Source organism: Alkalihalobacterium alkalinitrilicum (assembly GCF_002019605.1).
GTDB lineage: Bacteria > Bacillota > Bacilli > Bacillales > Bacillaceae_F > Alkalihalobacterium > Alkalihalobacterium alkalinitrilicum.
Genome location: NZ_KV917368.1, coordinates 5,082,588 through 5,101,943 on the forward strand (window position 1 = coordinate 5,082,588; position 19,356 = coordinate 5,101,943).

General features: G+C 37.2%; 23 protein-coding genes and 1 pseudogene. 22 read left to right on the plus strand and 2 right to left on the minus strand.

The features are described from left to right. Positions 1 to 5: 5 nt before the first annotated feature. From BK574_RS24600 to BK574_RS24675, 17 genes are all read left to right on the plus strand, one after another. On the plus strand, positions 6 to 314 hold the full coding sequence (locus tag BK574_RS24600) for a phage head-tail connector protein (RefSeq protein WP_078430479.1): 309 nt from the start codon (positions 6 to 8) through the stop codon (positions 312 to 314). Further along, the gene (locus BK574_RS24605; protein WP_078430480.1) at positions 289 to 633 is read left to right on the plus strand and encodes a head-tail adaptor protein; all 345 of its coding nucleotides are present in this window, start codon (positions 289 to 291) and stop codon (positions 631 to 633) included. The genes BK574_RS24600 and BK574_RS24605 overlap by 26 nt, the downstream gene beginning before the upstream one ends. Then, positions 626 to 1,018, plus strand: a complete 393-nt coding sequence (locus BK574_RS24610; protein WP_078430481.1) for a hypothetical protein — start codon at positions 626 to 628, stop codon at positions 1,016 to 1,018. Before BK574_RS24605 ends, BK574_RS24610 begins: the two co-directional genes overlap by 8 nt. Beyond that, complete coding sequence (locus BK574_RS24615; protein ID WP_078430482.1) at positions 1,002 to 1,421, plus strand: hypothetical protein; 420 nt, start codon at positions 1,002 to 1,004, stop codon at positions 1,419 to 1,421. The genes BK574_RS24610 and BK574_RS24615 overlap by 17 nt, the downstream gene beginning before the upstream one ends. Next, a complete protein-coding gene (locus BK574_RS24620; protein ID WP_078430483.1) occupies positions 1,421 to 2,002 on the plus strand; it encodes a phage tail protein in 582 nt (193 codons plus the stop codon). Before BK574_RS24615 ends, BK574_RS24620 begins: the two co-directional genes overlap by 1 nt. 60 nt (positions 2,003 to 2,062) lie before the next feature. Beyond that, entirely contained in the window at positions 2,063 to 2,545 is a 483-nt protein-coding gene (locus BK574_RS24625; protein WP_078430484.1) for a hypothetical protein, read from the plus strand. Between the two features lie 177 nt (positions 2,546 to 2,722). Beyond that, positions 2,723 to 5,041, plus strand: coding sequence for a phage tail tape measure protein (locus BK574_RS24630; RefSeq protein WP_078430485.1), 2,319 nt, complete (start codon positions 2,723 to 2,725; stop codon positions 5,039 to 5,041). Further along, the gene (locus BK574_RS24635; RefSeq protein WP_078430486.1) at positions 5,042 to 6,499 is read left to right on the plus strand and encodes a phage distal tail protein; all 1,458 of its coding nucleotides are present in this window, start codon (positions 5,042 to 5,044) and stop codon (positions 6,497 to 6,499) included. Positions 6,500 to 6,511: 12 nt separating this feature from the next. Beyond that, positions 6,512 to 11,104, plus strand: coding sequence for a phage tail spike protein (locus tag BK574_RS24640; protein ID WP_078430487.1), 4,593 nt, complete (start codon positions 6,512 to 6,514; stop codon positions 11,102 to 11,104). A 13-nt stretch (positions 11,105 to 11,117) separates the two neighbouring features. Next, a complete protein-coding gene (locus BK574_RS24645) occupies positions 11,118 to 11,411 on the plus strand; it encodes an AbrB/MazE/SpoVT family DNA-binding domain-containing protein (protein WP_078430488.1) in 294 nt (97 codons plus the stop codon). Beyond that, positions 11,408 to 11,839, plus strand: coding sequence for a DUF1617 family protein (locus BK574_RS24650; protein WP_078430489.1), 432 nt, complete (start codon positions 11,408 to 11,410; stop codon positions 11,837 to 11,839). Before BK574_RS24645 ends, BK574_RS24650 begins: the two co-directional genes overlap by 4 nt. A gap of 56 nt (positions 11,840 to 11,895) precedes the next feature. Next, on the plus strand, positions 11,896 to 12,117 hold the full coding sequence (locus tag BK574_RS24655; RefSeq protein WP_078430490.1) for a hypothetical protein: 222 nt from the start codon (positions 11,896 to 11,898) through the stop codon (positions 12,115 to 12,117). Positions 12,118 to 12,300: 183 nt separating this feature from the next. Then, positions 12,301 to 12,507, plus strand: a complete 207-nt coding sequence (locus tag BK574_RS24660) for a methionyl-tRNA formyltransferase (RefSeq protein ID WP_142248103.1) — start codon at positions 12,301 to 12,303, stop codon at positions 12,505 to 12,507. Positions 12,508 to 12,575: 68 nt separating this feature from the next. Continuing rightward, a complete protein-coding gene (locus BK574_RS24665) occupies positions 12,576 to 12,857 on the plus strand; it encodes a hypothetical protein (protein WP_078430492.1) in 282 nt (93 codons plus the stop codon). A gap of 3 nt (positions 12,858 to 12,860) precedes the next feature. Beyond that, complete coding sequence (locus BK574_RS24670) at positions 12,861 to 13,094, plus strand: phage holin (protein WP_078430493.1); 234 nt, start codon at positions 12,861 to 12,863, stop codon at positions 13,092 to 13,094. Then, positions 13,094 to 13,216, plus strand: a complete 123-nt coding sequence (locus BK574_RS28985) for a hypothetical protein (protein WP_274379446.1) — start codon at positions 13,094 to 13,096, stop codon at positions 13,214 to 13,216. Before BK574_RS24670 ends, BK574_RS28985 begins: the two co-directional genes overlap by 1 nt. Beyond that, positions 13,216 to 14,010 carry an N-acetylmuramoyl-L-alanine amidase family protein gene (locus tag BK574_RS24675; protein ID WP_218970624.1) on the plus strand — a complete coding sequence of 265 codons (795 nt, stop codon included), beginning with the start codon at positions 13,216 to 13,218 and terminating at the stop codon, positions 14,008 to 14,010. The genes BK574_RS28985 and BK574_RS24675 overlap by 1 nt, the downstream gene beginning before the upstream one ends. Before the next feature lie 41 nt (positions 14,011 to 14,051). On the opposite strand, the gene BK574_RS24680 is transcribed toward BK574_RS24675, so the two are convergent. Then, a complete protein-coding gene (locus BK574_RS24680) occupies positions 14,052 to 14,411 on the minus strand; it encodes a YjgN family protein (protein WP_238458084.1) in 360 nt (119 codons plus the stop codon). Between the two features lie 181 nt (positions 14,412 to 14,592). Here BK574_RS24680 and BK574_RS27175 point away from each other — a divergent pair, with 181 nt between their 5' ends. Beyond that, a complete protein-coding gene (locus BK574_RS27175; protein ID WP_142248034.1) occupies positions 14,593 to 14,847 on the plus strand; it encodes a DUF2535 family protein in 255 nt (84 codons plus the stop codon). On the opposite strand, the gene BK574_RS24685 is transcribed toward BK574_RS27175, so the two are convergent. Continuing rightward, positions 14,801 to 15,052, minus strand: a complete 252-nt coding sequence (locus BK574_RS24685; RefSeq protein ID WP_142248035.1) for a hypothetical protein — start codon at positions 15,050 to 15,052, stop codon at positions 14,801 to 14,803. The genes BK574_RS27175 and BK574_RS24685 overlap by 47 nt on opposite strands. A 592-nt stretch (positions 15,053 to 15,644) precedes the next feature. Here BK574_RS24685 and BK574_RS24690 point away from each other — a divergent pair. The 4 genes and pseudogenes from BK574_RS24690 (at position 15,645) to tnpA (ending at position 19,282) form a co-directional block, all read left to right on the plus strand. Next, positions 15,645 to 15,872, plus strand: coding sequence for a hypothetical protein (locus tag BK574_RS24690; RefSeq protein WP_078430496.1), 228 nt, complete (start codon positions 15,645 to 15,647; stop codon positions 15,870 to 15,872). A 496-nt stretch (positions 15,873 to 16,368) separates the two neighbouring features. Next, a pseudogene (locus BK574_RS24695) lies at positions 16,369 to 17,719 on the plus strand (IS4 family transposase). Positions 17,720 to 17,989: 270 nt separating this feature from the next. After that, on the plus strand, positions 17,990 to 18,496 hold the full coding sequence (locus BK574_RS24700) for a GNAT family N-acetyltransferase (RefSeq protein WP_078430497.1): 507 nt from the start codon (positions 17,990 to 17,992) through the stop codon (positions 18,494 to 18,496). A gap of 354 nt (positions 18,497 to 18,850) precedes the next feature. Then, on the plus strand, positions 18,851 to 19,282 hold the full coding sequence (gene tnpA, locus BK574_RS24705; protein ID WP_078430498.1) for an IS200/IS605 family transposase: 432 nt from the start codon (positions 18,851 to 18,853) through the stop codon (positions 19,280 to 19,282). Positions 19,283 to 19,356 lie beyond the last annotated feature (74 nt).

Sequence of the window (19,356 nt, forward strand, 5' to 3'; positions counted from 1 at the left end):
ATCATATGAATGATCAGCAGTTACTAGTAGAATTAAAAGATCGATTACAAATCACTTGGAGTGAAGAAGATAACCATTTAATTGGGATCATTCAAAGAGCGAAGGCGTACTTGTCGGGTTTGACGAGTGCGTCTTTTAATTATGAGGTAGAGGGTGTCCCTAAGGAGTTACTTCTCGAGCGTTGTCGTTATGTTTACAATAATGTGGGAGATGAATTCGAAAGGAACTTTGCCCATGAACTAAAACGATTAATATTACATGTGGCCTTAGGGAAAGTGGGTGTAATCGATGAAAGCATATCGGGAGACGTTTAATGATGGCTTTTTAGATTATGGTCATAAACAAACCCAACGTTCATCCACAGGGAAGCGAATTGGTGATACTTTTTCATCTGAAGGTAAATTGGCTTATCGTTTGTTGTCCTGTAGAGATAGTGATTATGAAATGGCTGGAGCTATGGGTGGAAGTTTGGATATGAAAGTAAAAACTAGATTTCCACCTTCTTTTCGTAAAACGGATAGAAATAAATTGAAATGTGTATTAAATAATGTTGAATTTGATGTGTTGAAAGTGGATAGCGACAAAAGTTATCTTTATTTTTATTTACAGGAGGTGGGAGCGGTTAATGAATGATAAGACAAAAAAGATGTTAAAAGAACAAAACGAAGAGATATACAATAGCTTACAAAATCATTTCGAACTTCCCACTTTTCAAGATGATATCGCAGATGATGAAGTGCCATCCGAGTTTAACTATTTTCTAATTGTGTACGGTGACTTTGAGCCAACCGAGACAAAACGAACATTAATTCAAGAGTGTTATGTTGTTTACGTTTGTGAAGATAATGACCTGGTAGACGAACAGACTATTGATGTGATTTCTACAATTTCTAACGTTAAAGGATTAAACTTCGTAGGAACTCAGAAAAGGCGACTCCAAAAGAAAGATCAAGACGATTATGTTGATCAGGTTACTATTGTTTTTAACAGGAAGGTGCCTTATGAGTGCAAGGTATGAATTTGATTTTTCGGAATTAGAGAAATTAGAGGAAAAGATTTTAAGGGTCCCTGGTAATACTGAACAGATCATTAACGGTGTCCTTCATAAAGCTGGTATCAAAATAGCAGTGGATGAAATAACAAAGCGTATGCCAGTATCCAGAAGAAATAAAAAGCATGCAAAAACAAGCAACTGGTCTAAAGGTGATAAGGATAATTTAGGGTTTACAGTTAAAGCAAAAGGTGGAGCAGCAAAGAGACCTGGAAGTTTTGGTTATCTCGTTTTCCCGAATGATGGAAGAGGACCTTATAACCATGTTGCGCAAAACTTTTTTGAAGATGGGTTGGATGATGGTTCACCTAAGATACTGGATGATTTAAATATAGAAATTGAAAAACAAATAAGGGAGGATATTTCATAATGCCAACAATCGTTGAAAATTTTGACTCAATGGCCATTAAAAATAGTTCAGTTCAATTTTTTAAGAACGGTCAACAGCAAGAAGGTACAAAGTTTGGTTGTGTAGGGAGTTTAGGAGGAGAAACGACGTTAAAAGAAATTATTAAACGTTGTGAAGGTGTTGAAGTTCGTAAACTTACTAAGCCTGAGAAAGTTGATATAACGGTTTCCGCTCATATTCCAGTTGCTGTTGTTCGTGACTTATTTGGAATTAATTCAGAAGATTTAAAGCCAGGTGTATACAAATACTCACAAAATAGTAGAGGTAAAGAGTTTGTTTTTACAGCGGATGTCATCGATGAATTCGAAGATGTAGTGAAGTTGATCGCCTTTCCTAAATGTTCAAGTGCTACAGGGTTTCGATTTACGATTGAAAATGGAGCCGATGAAGTTGCAGAACTAGAAGTGGAAATTACCGCTTATCCAGATTCTAAAAAGAACCTTTACTATGAAGCGTTTGTTAGTGAAGTGGATGAAACAGTTGCCGATCAGTGGCACCAGACATTCAGCTATGAATTAGTAGAGGGAACACCAACACCTTAAAGAGTGGCTAATGAGCCGCTCTTTTTTGTTTGATCTAAAAAAAGTAGGAGAGTGGATGGTATGGGAATTAAGGTTAGTACGATTGAACTAAAAGAAATTGATGTTATTCAATTGGAGGATGGAACGTTCGAAAAACGATTTATTAATGTGAAGAAATATCCAGCTTTCTTAACTAATCGAGCACTAGCTACTGGGCGCAATATGGGCATTACAAAGACATCATTGATCACTGAATTGATACTGATACAAGGTTTATTAGGTCCCGAAGACGACATTGACACTGAAAACCTCACAACTGAACAAGCGGAAGCAATTGACTTTAGTAGATATTTACCAGTGATTTATTTAGGGATTATTGGAGCGAATAAAAAGTTAGACCTTTCTTATGATGATTTTCTTGATCAATATCACGGTGACTTTGAAGAAACTTTAAATGATTATATTGCTTTAGTTGAGCCTTACATTTCACAAAATCCTAATGAGTTTAAAAAAGGATTGGAGCAAAGTACTAAAAAAAAGCGCAAAAAGGCGAAAAGAAAGTAAGACCGCCTAAACTCAATATTCAATGTGTGGAGGACTTATACACCCTCTATGTTCTAGTGTACGGCATTGATCCAGAAACATTCTGGGATTATCCAGCTGTTGATGTACTACGCATTTTCGAAAATAAACAAGCTTTTGACAGTTGGCAGAACAGCCCGATGTAAAGGGGGTGGGTGAATGGCTAAAAATCCTGAAGTAAAAGTAAAGTTTAGTGTCTTTAATAAAGAGTTTAACGACGGCATGAGAGAAATCGGACGTGAAAGCTCCAATCTACGTAAAGAGTTTAAATTAAAAGAATCCCAATTAAAACAAAACGGTACCGAATCGGATCTCCTAAAAAATAAGGTTAATTATCTATCGAAAGAACATGAATTAGCTTCTAATAAAGTCAAGGCAACAGAGGAACAACTCGCTAAAGCAAAGGCAATGTACGGTGAAAACTCCACAGAAGTGGAAAGGTTAAATTCAAGACTTTTAGATGCGAAGGTTCGAGAACAACAATTTGCAAATGAGTTAGCGGAAGCAACTAAAGAGTTGGCAGATCAAGAGGACAAGGTTAAACAGTTGTCCAAAACTCTTGATGAAACTGGCGGTAAAATGAAAGATATGGGTGGTACGCTTACCAAAGGTGTCACACTCCCTATAGTTGCAGCAGGTGGGGCCGCGGCTAAGTTTGCGATCGATCAAGAAACTGCATTTGCGAAGGTATCGACCTTACTTGATGAGTCATCTACAGATATGGAGGAATACAGAAAGAATGTTCGGGATGCTTCTTCAGATATGGGCGTTGCATTTGGAGAGTACAGCGAAGCCGTTTATCAATCCATATCCGCTGGAATAGATCAAGGTGAGGCAGTAGAATTTTCAGGGAAAATGGCGAAGTTGGCTAAGGGTGGTTTCACTTCTATGACCACAGCTACCGACTTAACTACAACAGCCTTAAACTCTTATGGCTTGAGTATTGAAGAGACTGATAATGTCATGGATATGCTTATTAATACTCAAAATCAGGGTAAAACAACTGTTGATGAGTTGGCCTCATCCATGGGTAAGGTTATTCCAACGGCTAAATCACAAAATGTTGGTTTAGATCAATTAAGTACAGGTTACGCAGTTTTAACTAAAAACGGTATAGCTACTGCAGAAGCTGGAACTTACATGAATGCTATGTTTGGTGAATTGGGTAAATCAGGCTCAAAGACAGACAAAATATTACGCGAAAAAACAGGGAAATCCTTCGCTGAATTACAAGCTGAGGGAATGAATACAGCAGATGTACTAGGGATATTGCAACAAGAAGCCGATGGAGCAGGATTACAATTATCTGATATGTTTGGATCATCAGAAGCTGGAAGAGCTGCAATGGTCTTATTAACCGAAGAAGGTAATGAGTTTAATGAAATCCTCGCATCGATGGGTGATGTAGCTGGAGCTACAGACGCGGCCTTCGAGAAAATGAATGATACAACTGGCCAAAAACTTAAGCAATCCTTAGTTAAGGCCCAAAATGCAGCAGCTGAATTTGGAGATGTAATAGCACCAATAATCGGTAAAGCGGCAGATATCGTTTCTAACCTCATTGGTCGATTTAGCAACCTGTCCCCCACAATGAAAACGTCTATTGTCGTGGTAGCAGCTTTAGCGGCGGCAATTGGTCCATTGCTAGTTGTATTAGGAACAATCATACAAAGTATAGGGGTTATTTTGCCGTTATTGACTAAGTTAGGCGCTCTACTTAAGGTAGTACGTGTTGCAAAGTTAGCTTTACTTGGTCCAATTGGACTTGTTGTTGCTGCCATAGTTGGACTCATCGCTTATTTTGTCCATTTATACAAAACGAACGAGAATTTTAGAAATAAGGTTAATCAGATATGGAATAAGATAAAAGAAATATTCTCAAGTGCAATAAACAACACTATTCAAAAGTTTAATGAAATGCGAACAAAGTTTACTAATACCGCAAATCAAATATGGACAACGGCTACAAATATATTTAACAATGTTAAAAATGCTATTATGAACCCGATTGAAACTGCGAAAAGTACAGTGTTGGGTATTATTGAGGAAATCAAAAGTGCATTTTCAAACATGAAGATAAATATTCCAAAACCAAAATTACCTAAGATCAATGTTTCAATGGAAAAGAACAGTTGGGGTATCCCTTATCCAAAATTCGATATATCTTGGTTTAAAACAGGTGGTGTATTTACACGACCAGTAGTCGCAGGGAATGCGGGTTTTGGTGATGTAGCAGAGGCAATCGTTCCTTTTGAAGGTAGCCATGCTATGAGAATAGCAAAATTAATAGCAGAAGCACAAAATAGACTTTCTGAAAATCTAGCAAACAAGCAAGATGGTAATAATAATGTGTTAGTAACAGTTGAAGCTTCTGATGTAATAATGGACGGCCGTAAGGTAGGAAGTATTACATGGAAGCAGGTGAAAGAATTTATTGACCGTGATGATAACAGAGGGCAAAAGTTTAGGGGTGAGTAGATGAAAAGTGAACAAAACTTTATTATTAAAAAACATAATAAAATAATAGCTGATATGCATGAAATTGGAGTGTGGATTGAGTCTTTTCATATCTACTCACCTAATATCAGTCGTACAAAATTAAAAGTATCAGGAAACCCAGGTTCATTATTAGTGGATACCCATGAAGATGAACGACGTGTTTCTATTATTATGCAAATAGAAGAAGATAATTTAAAGAAGTTTGATGGGAAAAAGCATCTAATCTATGACTTAATTTTTAGTGAGGAACCTTTTGCAATTGTTCGAGATTTAACTCCAGACCGTGAGATATATGTAATCCAAGAAGGTGATTACGACATAGGAAATATTACTCCAGAAGATGGAGTCTTTGAGCTTGAACTTACTATGGTCGATCCTTATTTATATGGACCTATGCATCAATCTAACTTTCAAAACGACGCCATCACCTTACTAAATGAAGGGACAGCGGAAGCCTATCCAATCATAGAAGCCACTGCTAAAGAAGATGTAACATTCCTACAGGTGGCTAAAGAAGATGAATATATGATGATAGGTCGTCAATTAGACGCTGGAATACAGCCATTGGATCGAGAAGAGTTAGTCATGCACGATACCTTAACGACTACGACAGGTTGGACCACAGGAACAGCAACCGACATCGAACGTGCTATTTCAGGTACGATGATTTCAAATGGTACAGGGTTTGTGGTTCAAGACTATGGATCAGGAACGGATGTCTATCACGGGCCAGCATTGAAAAAGAGTGTGCCAAGCCCGTTACAAGACTTCCGTGCAGAAGCATTTGTCCGCTTTCCGAATGGTAGTGGTCAAGTCGGAAGAATAGAAATGGTCGGTTTAGATGCTAACAATGCTCAGATTTTCCGTATTGGCTTATATGACAGTAAACCTTCTGGTAATCGAACGAAAGCGGCTGCACGAGTCGGAACACTCACAAATGGTATTCGTATCACAGACACAGAAGCAGTCTATGTCGATAACTGGACCAACTACATTGGTATCTATCGTATTGAGCGAGTAGGCAATACTTGGAGCGTTTATTTTGCTGAAGTGGATCTTGCGACAGGAATACATCATACAACTCATAGAAGGACATTGAATACCAGTGAATTTAATCAAGAATTAACGCAAATTCAATTGTATATTGCCAAATACACAGCAAGTTGGGGGAGTTATGATCCAGTAAACAGTATTTTCGAAGACTTGAAAGTATATCGTATTAATGAAGAATCTGAAATCCCTTATATTGCTCATGAGGGTGATGTTATAACACTTGATCATCAAACCAACAATATATTGATTAATGGTGAAAGTAGGCTCGATCTAAAAGATTTCGGGGCGTCTTTTTTTGCGTTGAATAAAGGAGTTAATCATTTATTTACGTTTCCAGAAGGGGCGTATGATACGAAAATAAAGTGGCGTGAAAGGTTTAAGTAAGGAGGTGTTAATTTGACTATTATTCACATTCTCGATCATCTAACTGATAAGATTGTTCAAACACTTGAGAACAAACAAAACTCTCAACCATTTTGGAATGACAATCACACTAGTAACCTTAAAAATGAGGAACACTTTGACTTCCAAACGTTATACGATAATAGTCAACATCTTACTTCGAGAAACCGTGTCATCATTCCCGATGAAGACGGTTTTTTTCGTGAGTTTATTGTCGATGAAACAATAAAAGACAAGGAAACAAAAGAGGTTTATACAACCGCTTCCTATCTAGATTTACGGAAGCAAAAAGTAATTGAACCAACTACGTTAGAAGGGGCTACGGTAAATACTTCTACAGACTTTATTTTAAGCGGCACTGAGTGGAAAAGAGGAATAACCGAATATGCTGGTATTCGTTCGATTACATTTGAGAATTACACCGATCCTTTTAAGGCACTGAAACAGATTGCGAGTATGTTTGAGTTAGAATTGCGCTTCCGAATTGAAGTACAAGGCGGTAGTGTTGTAGGTCGATATGTTGATTTGATCAAACGCCAAGGTGAGTGGAGAGGTAAAGAGGTTGAGGTCGGCAAAGATCTAATCGGCTTAAAGCGTAGAGAGCAAGCAGAAAACATTGTATCTGCTTTACTATGTTTAGGTCCTGAACGTGAAGATGGTACGCAATTAGTATTAACTGTGGAAGATGAAGAGGCAAGGCAACGTTGGAGCCGAACCGGTCAGCATATGTGGGATATTTACGAGCCACAAAGTGAAGATCAGGATATGACTGAAGAAAGACTTCGTTCACTTGGGGAAACTGAACTTAATAAGCGTATCAATTCCGTTGTACAGTATGAAGCAGATCAGGCAAGTATTGAACATATTTTCGGCTATGAACATGAAAAGGTGCGGCTAGGAGATACCACACGCATTAAAGATACATCATATGCACCAGCACTATATATGGAAGCACGCGTAATATCTGTGGAACGTTCTATTTCAGATCCATCTCAAAAGAAATACATTTTAGGAGATTTCATTGAGTATGATGAAGAAGATTTAAAAGCTAATTTTAGAGCCTTGCAGAAGATTGTGGCCCAAAAAGTATCGGAACAAAAATTATTAGATACGACCTATACAAAAGTACAAATTGACGATAAGGATGTAGGAGTGTATCAGGACGGCACGATTTATACGGATCAACGCTCAGATCAAGCGGAAACTAATGCAAAAGATCACGCTGAGCAAAAGGATGAAGAAGTAAAACAAGAAGCTAAAAGCCATGCTGATGATAAGGCTAGAGAAGCTGAGGATAATGCAAAAGGTTATGCTCTAACAGAAGCAGAAAAAGCAAGGTTAGCTGCTATTCAAGCTGCAGAACAGGACGCACAGAATAAGGTGAATGAAGCTAGGACAGCACTTGAAGCGGATATATCGGCAAAAGCAGACAAGCTCTATGTGGATGCTGAAATTGCCTTAAAAGTAGCACAAGATATTTACGATGCAAAGGTTGCTGAATTAGAAGGAAGTATTGACAGCAAGGTAGCAGAAACTACGTTTAATACGACAATTACTAATATTAATGCGGATATTGCGGAAAAAGCTGGTCTTGAATATGTGGACGGCCAATTAGTGGACAAAGCTAACAAAGGTGATGTCTACACAAAGATAGAAGTAAACAACGCTTTAGATAGCAAGGTTAGCACCACTACTTACAATACTGACATGGATGGTGTTGTAACCCGATTAAACAATGCGGAGACATCTATAAGTTCCAACGAGTCAGAGATTGCCCTAAAAGCATCGCAAACGGACTTGGATACGATCAAAGGAAGACTCTCTACTGCAGAAACTTCTATTACTGCCAATGCAAATGAAATAGCGCTGAAAGCATCGCAGACAGAAGTAAACGAAATAGAAGGTCGAGTATCCACAACTGAGAGTACCTTATCAGTCCATGCAAACGAAATAGCATCTAAAGTATCACAAGTTGATCACGACTCTCTCACAGGTCGAGTAAGCACAGCTGAAACAAATATTACGCAGAATGCAAATGAGATAGCGACTAAAGCTTCACAAACTGATGTAGATGCTCTTGGGACTAGAATGACAAATGCTGAGACTACCATTACTCAAAACTCTAATGACATTACCCTAAAAGCTACACAGTCGGATTTAGACACGGTGGAAGGTAGAGTCACAGATGCAGAAGCAGAAATAGTTATTAACGCTAATGAAATTAGTCAACGTGTTGCTAAAACAACCTATGATACTAAGATGAGTGAACTAGATAACTCAATAAGTAATCATGCCACACGCCTTTCAACTGCAGAAACTAGTATTACACAAAATGCTAACGCTATTGAAAGTAGGGCAACTAAAACAGAAGTCAATAACTTAACAGGTAGGGTTAGTACTGCTGAAACAACGTTAACACAACATTCCACTGAAATTAGTTCTAAAGCTAGTCAGACAGCTTTAAACACGTTAACAGGACGTGTTAGTACTGCTGAAAGTAATATCACACAAAATGCTAATGAAATCTCTCAAAGGGTAACTAAAACTGAGTTTGATGATTTAACTATTGGTGGTAGGAATTTTGCTTACGGGGAAATTTTAAGAGGTTTTAACCTTGGAAATGGACTTTCTTCAAACAACGCGTACAGAAATTTTGATGTTTTAACGTTAAAACAAGGGATATATATTATTTCACACCAAACTGATTTGGGAGTTAGGTTGTCCCCTTCAACAAACATAAATGTGTTAGACGGTGCGGGAACTTATAACTTTACCAATCCTTTTAGGGTAGAGGTTACTGAAGAGGTAAATATAAGAGTAAATATGAGGAATGCGGAAACGTCTGATTTAGGGGACGATTACCTAACATTAAAAGAAATAGGTTTCAAACTTGAAAAAGGTAACAAAGCAACAGACTGGACACCAGCACCTGAGGACATTGACAGTGAGATTAACAGTTTAACAGGGCGGTTATCTAGTGCTGAAACCTCTATAACACAAAATGCTACAGATATTACCTCTAAGGCTAATAGAGTGGATGTTTATACTAAGGGTGAGGCTAATACCTTACTAAATGGTAAGGCAAATCAAAACGACTTAACTAACCTTACTACACGCGTAACTAGTGCTGAGACAAGTATAACTCAAAATGCTGAGTCAATAACTAGTAAGGCAAGTCAAACGGATTTAAACACGTTAACAGGACGTGTAAATACTGCTGAAAGTAATATAACTCAAAACGCTACTGCAATTACTCAGCGAGTAACTACTACAACCTATGAAAGTGGTATGGCTGGTAAAGAAAACACAGTATTTAAACAAAATTCAGCACCAGCGCACTTAAACGGAAGATTATGGTTAAATACCTCAGTAACGCCTAATATCTTATATCGGTCAACTGGTTCTGCGTGGGTAAAAGCTACACCAACAACAGCAAGTGAAGTAGGTGCATATTCATCTAGTGATGGAAGTAATTTAGCAACTAGAGTCTCAACAGCGGAAAGTACAATCACTCAACACGCAGATGAAATAGCTTTAAGAGTAGAAAAAGATGGGGTAATAGGTGCCATTAACCTAACAAGTGAAACAGCAAGAATTGCAGCTAATAAAATTCACATTGACGGTAATGTCACGTTTTCTAGTGGATATAACCCCAAGACCGCTAATGATACTATAGATGGAAATAAAAGCACTTGGGATAGAGCAAGCAATATTAACTCAAATGGTACGTTTAACACGTCTAAATTAAGTGGTACAGTAGCCGAAAATCAAATTAACTCAACGTCAACAGCCAAATGGAATACAGCTAATGCCGATACGTCCCGTTGGAAAATGTTAGGTAAAACTACTATTAACGGTGGACAAATCGAGACGGACACAATAACAGCGGTACAAATCAGTGTAACGTCATTAGATGCTATTTCAGCTAACTTAGGAACGGTTACAGCAGGTACTATTCAAGGTGTAGAGATTATTGGTGGTAGCATATCATCCAATACCAATATCAATGTCACTACCGACCTTTACGTAGGCGACAATATTTATATAGGTAACAGCGCGCAACTCGGTACAAAGAGGTTAATGTTTAACGAGGACAGTTACTTTCAAGCCATAGATAATGACGTATTCATAAATGCTTTAAACGGGAAATTAGACATTGCGGCTAACGGTAGAATGAACCTCCTTGCAGCTAATGACACATTTGAACTTTACACAAAGCAAGCTGTATTACAAACCACTGATGATTTTGTACGGGTAAGAAGAGGGTCAAGACCGACGACAATATATGAAGTACTAGGAAGATCCGATACTACGGAAATATACTGGAACGCTGACCAAAATAACGATTACGGGATGATTTATAGAGTCGGTGGAACCATTGCCGCTAGAATGTACCGAACAGGTGCAATGGACATCGAGGGTGATCTAACAGTCAAAGGTACGAGGGCCATTGTTAACCAACTTGGTTTCTCTAGTGGTACTATTTCAGGTACTCGAAACGGTGACATATGGTACGGTAATGGCTTTGCTGGTGTCGGGTGGTATTTCCGTAAAGCAAGTGGTTGGGTTCGTGAAATTGCAGGATAAAGGAGTTGTAAAAATGGAAGATAAGCCAACTAGTCAATTTTTAGGAAAGGTTATTGAAATCAACGGGAATGGTGCAGTAGTCATTCCAAAAGACTTTATAGACATTGCTCAAATTAGAGGAGATAAAGTGGAGATCTTCGCTAATGACGGTGGAGTAACCATCCGAAGCATCGACCAATTTTGTTACTTTTGTGATACCAATGGTTCGATGAGTAAGATATTTTTTCAAGGAGAAGATCGAAACATTTGCCAAAGTTGTAGAAGTCAATTGTTACAAGATGTTAAAACTGGGGAGGAAGCAGAATGAAACTAAAAAATAATGATCTTAGAAGTCTAGCAAACTTTTTAGTAGATGAGAAATTAGGTGGTAAAGCTTCCAGAATGCGAACGAGGTTTATTAAAATTCTTAATGAACGACTTAAGGAAGTTGAAGAGTTTAGGATTGAATTACTAGAAAAGTATGCTAAGAAGGATGATGAAGGTAAAGCTATACTAACTGAAGGTAGTTATGAATTAGATGATTTAGAAACGTTTAATAAAGAGTACGCTGATCTTATGGACGAAGAATTTATCATCGATGAAACGGAATCCAAAAGAGAAATGTTAACTCATGTTAAGCGTATCTTAGAGAATACAGAAAAAGAATTCAACGGTGCTGATGCGTTTGCTTATGATCGTTGGTGTGAGACGTTTGAAAACTTAAAATATGAAGATAAAGCAAGTCCTAAGGAATAAGGGCTTTTTTATTTTGTGTTAATTTGTCCATTTGAATTTAAAGGAGATGAAAAATAATGAACGTACAAATTACATCGGTAAATATGAGGTATTCTGACGGAAAGATGACATCTGTTGATATTCATTTTAATGGAATTGACGAACAACGGACCGTCCATTTAAATGGTTATATCCCACTAACTGCAGAAGAATACAGTGGGAATGAATCTCTAACTGCATTGACTAATATTGTTAGAGAACAATTAGTTAACAGACTATTGGAAGAAGAGTCTGAGTAGGGCTTTTTTGTCTCAAAAAATAATTGAGTATTATTCAAACTGCAGCCGCCATTTAATTCATTATGGTTAAACACAGTTGTTAGCCGTGGAATTTGCTAAAACACAGTTGCAGGGTTTTGTTATATACTTTTATAAAATATGTAATTAGAGAGAGGATGAATTAAAATGGCCTTGGTTAATAAAATGGACAAAATCACCAGGAATTCAAAAGTTCATGATGAAGTGGATGCTGCCTACAATGTTCTTGAAATGGGTGGTAAAAAATATATACAAATTAACACCTATGGTTCGAAGGATCGAAAAGCAAAAGGAATTGTAAGCCAAACTATCCAACTTAGTGAAGAAGCAGTAGAGCAATTGCAGTCTATTATTGACAAGGAATTTTCCTAAATCTAACCGTAATCAAAGTCCAGCAATGGGCTTTTTTATTTTGCCTTTGATAGGAGTGAGAAACTTTAATGACAATTGAAATCGGTGTATTAATTGCTGTATTATCGCTACTTATTAGTTATTTAGCTTATTCGCTGAACAAAACAAAAGCGATTAAGTCTAAAAGTGAAGAGAGCGCTGAGGTAAAAGCTGAATTAGGTTACATTCGAAAGGGCGTTGATGATATTCGAATTGACTTAAAAGCGAATGAGAAGCAAATGGTAGCGCTCGGTGAACGTGTTACTCGGGTTGAAGAGAGCTCAAAACAAGCTCATAAGCGCATCGATAATATAGAGAAAGAGGGGAATTAATGTATGGGTATTAGTAAAGAAGTATGGGTTCGAATAATTGTTTTCCTTCTAGCATGGTTAAATGCCCTTTTATCAAAGTGGGGTTATTCGTTACCTTACATTGGAGAAGAGTTTATCGCAATTGTTCTTGCAGCTGTCGTATCTGTTTGGACTGGATGGAAAGACAATGACATTACTAAAAAAGCTATCGATAAGAAAGCGAGATTAAAAGAAATAGATGTGAAGGAGAATGGATGATGGAAAAGCAATTCACCGAATGCGTCTACTGTGGTAAGCAAATGGAGTGGAAACAAGAATTATTTGCAGAAGGTGATCACGGGGAACCAGTTTGTGATGAATGTAAAGAAGGTGATGAATGATGATTAAGTGGATGGATGATCCTGGACACGGTGGCCATGATCCAGGAGCGGTCGGGAATGGCTTGAAAGAAAAAGACATTGTTATGAAAATTGCACTAATGAACCGCGAGCTTATTAAAGAATATGAGGGTATCGAACATCGGCTAACTCGTGACCGTGACACATTCGTTAGCTTACAAGATCGTGTCAAGATGGCTAACGATTGGGGAGCTGATTATTTCACATCTTTACATGTCAATGCTGCCACACCATCTGCGAATGGGTATGAAGACTTTGTAGCACGTGTAGCTTCTGCTAAGTCCATTGCCAACCGAAATGTCATGCATGATGAAATTAGAAAAATAACTTCACAGTTCACTAATCGAGGAAAGAAAACCGCTGCCTTTTATGTCATTGCTCACACGAAAATGCCAGCCATTCTAACGGAAAGTGGGTTTATTTCCAATCCACAGGATGCAGCTCTTTTGAAGGATGAGAACTTCCTATATAAGATTGCTCAGGGGCATGTGAATGGAGTTGTAAAAATATTTGGTTTGAAAAAGAAAATCGTTGTACCTGTTTCGGCATCGCAAGCACAAAATCAACCAGCGGTCCGTATCCAAACTGGTGGGCTAGACAGTGCAGATAAGATTAAGGAAATATCAGAGTTTTTAATGACTAAACGTTGGTGGGCACAACTTCAATTTGAGAACAACCGTAATCCACGTATCACTACAGGTGGATTAAACCCTTCCATGCGGAAAGAGTTTGAAGATTGGTTGAAAGAGCGCAATTGGTGGTATACGATAGTATAAATAAAAAATGGCCCTCTACACATTGTAGGGGGCTTAATTCCTTAATTAACGAATGTAGTATGTTTTGCTTTCCATTTCTCTAAAGCGATAAATAACCAGAAACTATAAATTCCTAGAGTAATAATCGTTAAGAACCACCACTTGATCCAATTTCCGAAAAGACCAATTGCTGTACCGTTAAACTTCAATCTTCTTCCCTCAACTACCGTATGATCAATTTTCCAACCATAAATCATGCATACCGCCCACGGATAACAAATCCCTAAAGTGAAAACTGTAACAAGTGTGCCTAAAATAACCCATCCTATAAATTGCAGTAAGCCACCATCAAAATAAGAACGTAATTCCACTGTGTAAGTCTCGTTTGTGTTTTCTTCTTGAACAGTTAGGTTTGTAGACATTTAATCCCCTCCTTTTTACATAGTTTTTTAGAATTTACGCTATTATAGTACCACTTATTCAAATTATTGGAAAGATTTATAATTTTTTGGTATTTAAATTTACAAAATTTTAACTTTTCCCTAATTGTTCTTACAAATAAAATGGTTATTCTAAATATAGAACAAAAAGGAGGGATATTATTTGAATACGCAAAGTATTGAAATTTACCATATGTCTGGTGTGAAATACACTATTATAGACATTCCGATTCTAAAAGAAAAATGGATCTTACTTGAGTATTATTTGCAAATGTTAATTAATCACTTAGAAAATCGTGTAATAAACCATGATGAATATTCTTTTTCGGAATTTGTGATTAATGAACTTGGTATAGAAGTATATACCCACCTTATCTCTTCTTCGGTTGTTTCCATACGTAAGGCTCACGATTATTAACTTTCTCGTCATAATCTATATTCAAGTCAAACAACATCTCTTCGTTCAGATTACCTTCTTGGAAATCCTCATCATAGACTTTTAAAATTTGACCTTCTTTCATATCCATCACTTGCAGTACCTTTTTTAATCCTTCAAAATAGTACAACATAATATGGTATCGTCGTTTCACTTCATAACAATCTGGACACAACTTTTTATCCATTCTAACCTTCAAGTTCTTTGCTCTACCTTCCCTTAAGCAATTTTCACACCGCCCTAGTTCAGCCATAATAATAACCTCTTTCGCACGGAACGTTCGTTCTTAAATTAATATATATATGAGAAATGATAAAAATGCAAATTTTTTATAAAAATATGGACATATAGGACAAGTAATAGCTCATACCTTTTATTAAAGACGTCAATGAGGCGTCAATAAAAGGAGGCTATCACATGACAAAAGAAATCGCTATGCAACTACTTCAAAGAAAAGACGTCTATCTGACGTCAGAAGGAAAGAAGATCTTAGAAGGTATCATTAAAGGTAAATTTGCGGTGACGTCTAATGTATAGACCTACTGTCCGTTACAATGACATTTACAAGGAATATGTTGATGAAGTTTTCCGTTCCACCACTTTAGATCGAAATCAGATCATTCGTTTAGCATTGTTCGCAGCTCCTTTCAGTCCTTTATTCAATTCTCAACTAAAAAAATACATGACGTCCTCACCCCCTACTCCACTTTGGGAGGTTACGGACCATGGATTGTGGATGGAACAATGCCCAATAAACAGGGGAGAGGAGAGGGACGTCAATGAAAATGACAATAGAGAGATTGAGAGACGAGAAAGGGAGATTTATTCCGAAAAGCGAGTCTTCAAAAATGCAGGAGGAATTAAATTCTCACTCTAACCTCGTTGTAAAGTGGGTACCAACAGAAGGAAAGAAATATCATCTAAAAAGGACTGAACGAGAAAAAGCAGACATGTTTGGGATAACTATTCTAATAATCTTTGGAGTTTTAATTTTATTAGTAAAATAGAGTATTTTTGCCGACATTTCTGCCGACATTTCGCCGACGAAAAAATAAAAACCGCTAGAAATGAAAATATTTCTAGACGGTTAAAATGTTGATATATCAAGGTTTTAACATGTTTATTCTGATCTATACTACCCTACAATGTCACCTTGACAGGGTGGAGGTCGGCGGTTCGATCCCGTCACGGGTCACCATACATATGATTGTTCAACCCCTTGCGTAGCAAGGGGTTTTGTTGTTTTTGCGGATCTACTACTCGACCACAATTTTTTTCTTCAAATAGCTTTGACCACATTTTGACCACATTAAATTTGCATACTAGTTTATATTAACTCAACTTTCGCACCTAGAAAAATGTGATTCGTTTAACTAGCTGTAAGGCTAGTAACCGTTGAAGTATGGTCATTGACAGGAAAAAAATGCATAAAAAAACACCTCAACGTTTGGTATAGTTGATTTGTCTAGAATCACATAACCATACAGAAGAGGTGTCTCCTATATGATAGCGAATAATGACCAAAATAAGCAACTACCAAATGAATTAACATCCACATTTAAAGAATTAAAGGTACTAAAACATTTAAGAAAAGCTGGTATTACAAAGTCTTTTGGCTTTTCTTGTGCCTACCTATTTAAATTGATTTTTGTTTGATCTTTGAAAACAAGAACTGGTTTAGAACCCTTGATAGTAAAAAATCTACCGATTTCCCTGCCAAAGATACGGTCTATCGTTTCTTGAATCAGTCTACATTTGCATGGAGAAGGTTTTTGCTTAATCTCAGTGCTTACACAATTGGGAAGGTAACTAAGCTAACGAACCATAATCGTCCAAAAGTGCTTATTTTTGATGATTCTTCTTATGATCGCAATCGGAGTAAATCAGTAGAACTCTTAGCGCGTTGTCACGATCACTCTTCTCAGAAAGTGCGCTTCTTTAAAGGATTTCGAATGCTTACTCTTGGTTGGTCAGATGGGGCCACATTCATCCCAGTTGACTTTTCTTTATTAAGTTCTAAAAAGAGCCAGATCAACGGAATATCTGACAAGATAGACAAGCGTAGCTCTGGGTATAAGCGGCGTCTTGAAGCCCTTCAAGCAGCACCAGAACAGATGCCTGATATGATTAAACGCGCCATGCAGGCTGGGATCGATGCCTCTTATGTGTTGATGGATAGTTGGTTTACCCATCAACCGCTCATTAAGAATATCAAAGAACAAGGACTAGACGTGATAGGTATGGTTAAGAATTTGAAGCAGCGTTACCTCGTAAAAGATGAGCGTGTTAGCCTAAATGAACTCTATCGTATAGCTACACCAGTCAAAGGAAAGAAAGGGCTCCTTCGTTCCATCCATACTACCCAAGCGAATGGTGTACCAGTCAAAGTAGTCTTTGTTCGAAATCGCAATAAAAAGAGTGAGTGGCTAGCCATTTTGAGTACCGACTGTACGCTAAGTGATAAAGAAATCATCCGTATTTATGGTATACGGTGGGATATTGAAGTCTTTTTCAAAACAACAAAATCCATATTAAAACTCCAAAAGGAGTTTCAAGGTGTTCGTACGATTCCCTAATCAGTCATACAACGATAGTCTTTGCAAGATATATCGTGTTGTCCTGGCAAAATAGATGTAGTACAGATGAACGAACGTTAGGTGGAATCTTCTATGAACTTTGTGATGAAATTAGTGATCTCGATTGGGCTGTCGCTCTACAGCAATTAATCGAGCTTCTTGAAGATACCTTGAAAAGGAGCAATAAAAAGATACAAAAATTAATTAAAAGTCAATTACAACATTGGATTGCGGGCTTGCCTAGCTATATCAAGGCGTACCTGCCTATTTCAGTCTGAGAAAGTTGAGATATTAATTAAAAGGAAATTAATTTTAAAATCAAGATCAGAAAATAAGAAAGTCTTATGTCTTTAATGTGTAGTAGACCATTACTACGCAGCAAAGATCTTCATTTTTAGCCGACTTTGTGAAAGAATGTACTTAAGCTAACGGGCAGGATTGTTTAATAAGAACAGGTATTATTAGGTATTTTGTCGAATTAGTTCACATATCGAATACATAGGTTCTATTAAATTAAGGAAGATAATATATTTATTGAGGTGATTCTGTTGGTTAATAATGTGCAGATTGAACAAGTGGAAATTATTGATAAACACGTTGATGAACTTTCCGAACTTCTGATACAGCTAGTAAAAGATGACGCATCGATTGGTTTTTTACCACCACTGCAAATTTCGGATGCTAATAAATATTGGATGAATGTATTAAATCCTGAAGTGCTTCTATTTGTCGCTAAAATAAACAATCAGATAGTTGGAAGCGTACAGTTACAGCTATGCACTAAGCAGAATGGTGGTCATAGAGCTGAAATTGCAAAACTAATGACACACCCTAATTATCGACGTAATGGTATTGGTCGTTCACTTATGAAGAAAGCTGAAGAACGAGCCAAGCAGGAGGGCAGGTCATTATTAGTTCTCGATACAAGAGAAGGAGACCCTTCTAACCTTCTTTATTCTTCAATTGGTTATATTCATGCTGGTAAAATCCCTTATTATGCTAAATCGGCAAATGGAGAACTACATTCTACCGTTCTTTATTATAAATCTTTTTAATTTAAGCGGAGGTTATTTCTGATGGAAAGAAGAGCATATCAAATTAGCAATCCCTTAGTATCATCATCTTACATCTTGAACGGGTGCCATTTTCAATTAAGTAGGTACCCTTTTTCTTATTCAAGTAAAGGGGGCTTTCCTTGAATAAGGAATTGCACTCCTTGTTCAACTATTGGAGCAGTTTAGTTCAATAAGATATACTTATGAATTTGCATTATTATCCCAAAATTTTCTTTATGTGCCGTATTTGATATGTTTAATTTCCAAATTCGTGGTCTAACTCCACCGCCTTTAGACGGTATCCGCTTTTAGCCTTATACCTCGATGTCCATACTTGAGGATGAGGTGAAAAGTATGGACGGCTACAAAAAGAATAGTCATGCAGTTTTTGATATCAAATATCATGTTATCTGGGTAACAAAATACAGGTATAAGGTATTACATGGTCCTATTGCCATAAGAACACGGGAGTTAATTAGGCAAGGATGCGAAGCGAGAGGAATCACAATATTGCAGGGAAGTGTTGGAAAAGATCACATCCACTTATTGTTATCCTGTCCACCAAGTCTTGCCCCAAGTCAAATCATGCAATATCTAAAAGGAAGGTCATCAAGGTTACTTCAAGATCAATTTCCAGAATTAAAAAAGAAATATTGGGGTCAACACTTATGGGCAAGAGGCTATTTTTGTGCAACTGTAGGAACAGTGGATGAAGAAACAATTAGAAATTATATTGCCAATCAGTTTAATGAAGAAAAGAACGATATATTTACGATTGAGGAATGAGTTAAGTCAAAATTAAGATTGCTTAAGCATTGGGACTTTAAGATGACTTGAGTCATAATTAACGACTTTAGTCG

Excerpts from the sequence above, each read along its gene's own strand:
- BK574_RS24690 (WP_078430496.1), top strand. The coding sequence starts at position 15,645 with ATGAAAATGACAATAGAGAGATTGAGAGACGAGAAAGGGAGATTTATT.
- BK574_RS24605 (WP_078430480.1), top strand. The coding sequence starts at position 289 with ATGAAAGCATATCGGGAGACGTTTAATGATGGCTTTTTAGATTATGGT.
- BK574_RS24635 (WP_078430486.1), top strand. The coding sequence starts at position 5,042 with ATGAAAAGTGAACAAAACTTTATTATTAAAAAACATAATAAAATAATA.
- BK574_RS24665 (WP_078430492.1), top strand. The coding sequence starts at position 12,576 with ATGACAATTGAAATCGGTGTATTAATTGCTGTATTATCGCTACTTATT.
- BK574_RS24660 (WP_142248103.1), top strand. The coding sequence starts at position 12,301 with ATGGACAAAATCACCAGGAATTCAAAAGTTCATGATGAAGTGGATGCT.
- BK574_RS24615 (WP_078430482.1), top strand. The coding sequence starts at position 1,002 with ATGAGTGCAAGGTATGAATTTGATTTTTCGGAATTAGAGAAATTAGAG.
- tnpA (WP_078430498.1), top strand. The coding sequence starts at position 18,851 with ATGGACGGCTACAAAAAGAATAGTCATGCAGTTTTTGATATCAAATAT.
- BK574_RS24630 (WP_078430485.1), top strand. The coding sequence starts at position 2,723 with ATGGCTAAAAATCCTGAAGTAAAAGTAAAGTTTAGTGTCTTTAATAAA.
- BK574_RS24680 (WP_238458084.1), bottom strand. The coding sequence starts at position 14,411 with ATGTCTACAAACCTAACTGTTCAAGAAGAAAACACAAACGAGACTTAC.
- BK574_RS24670 (WP_078430493.1), top strand. The coding sequence starts at position 12,861 with ATGGGTATTAGTAAAGAAGTATGGGTTCGAATAATTGTTTTCCTTCTA.
- BK574_RS24675 (WP_218970624.1), top strand. The coding sequence starts at position 13,216 with ATGATTAAGTGGATGGATGATCCTGGACACGGTGGCCATGATCCAGGA.
- BK574_RS24655 (WP_078430490.1), top strand. The coding sequence starts at position 11,896 with ATGAACGTACAAATTACATCGGTAAATATGAGGTATTCTGACGGAAAG.
- BK574_RS24625 (WP_078430484.1), top strand. The coding sequence starts at position 2,063 with ATGGGAATTAAGGTTAGTACGATTGAACTAAAAGAAATTGATGTTATT.
- BK574_RS24600 (WP_078430479.1), top strand. The coding sequence starts at position 6 with ATGAATGATCAGCAGTTACTAGTAGAATTAAAAGATCGATTACAAATC.
- BK574_RS24610 (WP_078430481.1), top strand. The coding sequence starts at position 626 with ATGAATGATAAGACAAAAAAGATGTTAAAAGAACAAAACGAAGAGATA.
- BK574_RS24645 (WP_078430488.1), top strand. The coding sequence starts at position 11,118 with ATGGAAGATAAGCCAACTAGTCAATTTTTAGGAAAGGTTATTGAAATC.
- BK574_RS24685 (WP_142248035.1), bottom strand. The coding sequence starts at position 15,052 with ATGGATAAAAAGTTGTGTCCAGATTGTTATGAAGTGAAACGACGATAC.
- BK574_RS28985 (WP_274379446.1), top strand. The coding sequence starts at position 13,094 with ATGGAAAAGCAATTCACCGAATGCGTCTACTGTGGTAAGCAAATGGAG.
- BK574_RS24620 (WP_078430483.1), top strand. The coding sequence starts at position 1,421 with ATGCCAACAATCGTTGAAAATTTTGACTCAATGGCCATTAAAAATAGT.
- BK574_RS24650 (WP_078430489.1), top strand. The coding sequence starts at position 11,408 with ATGAAACTAAAAAATAATGATCTTAGAAGTCTAGCAAACTTTTTAGTA.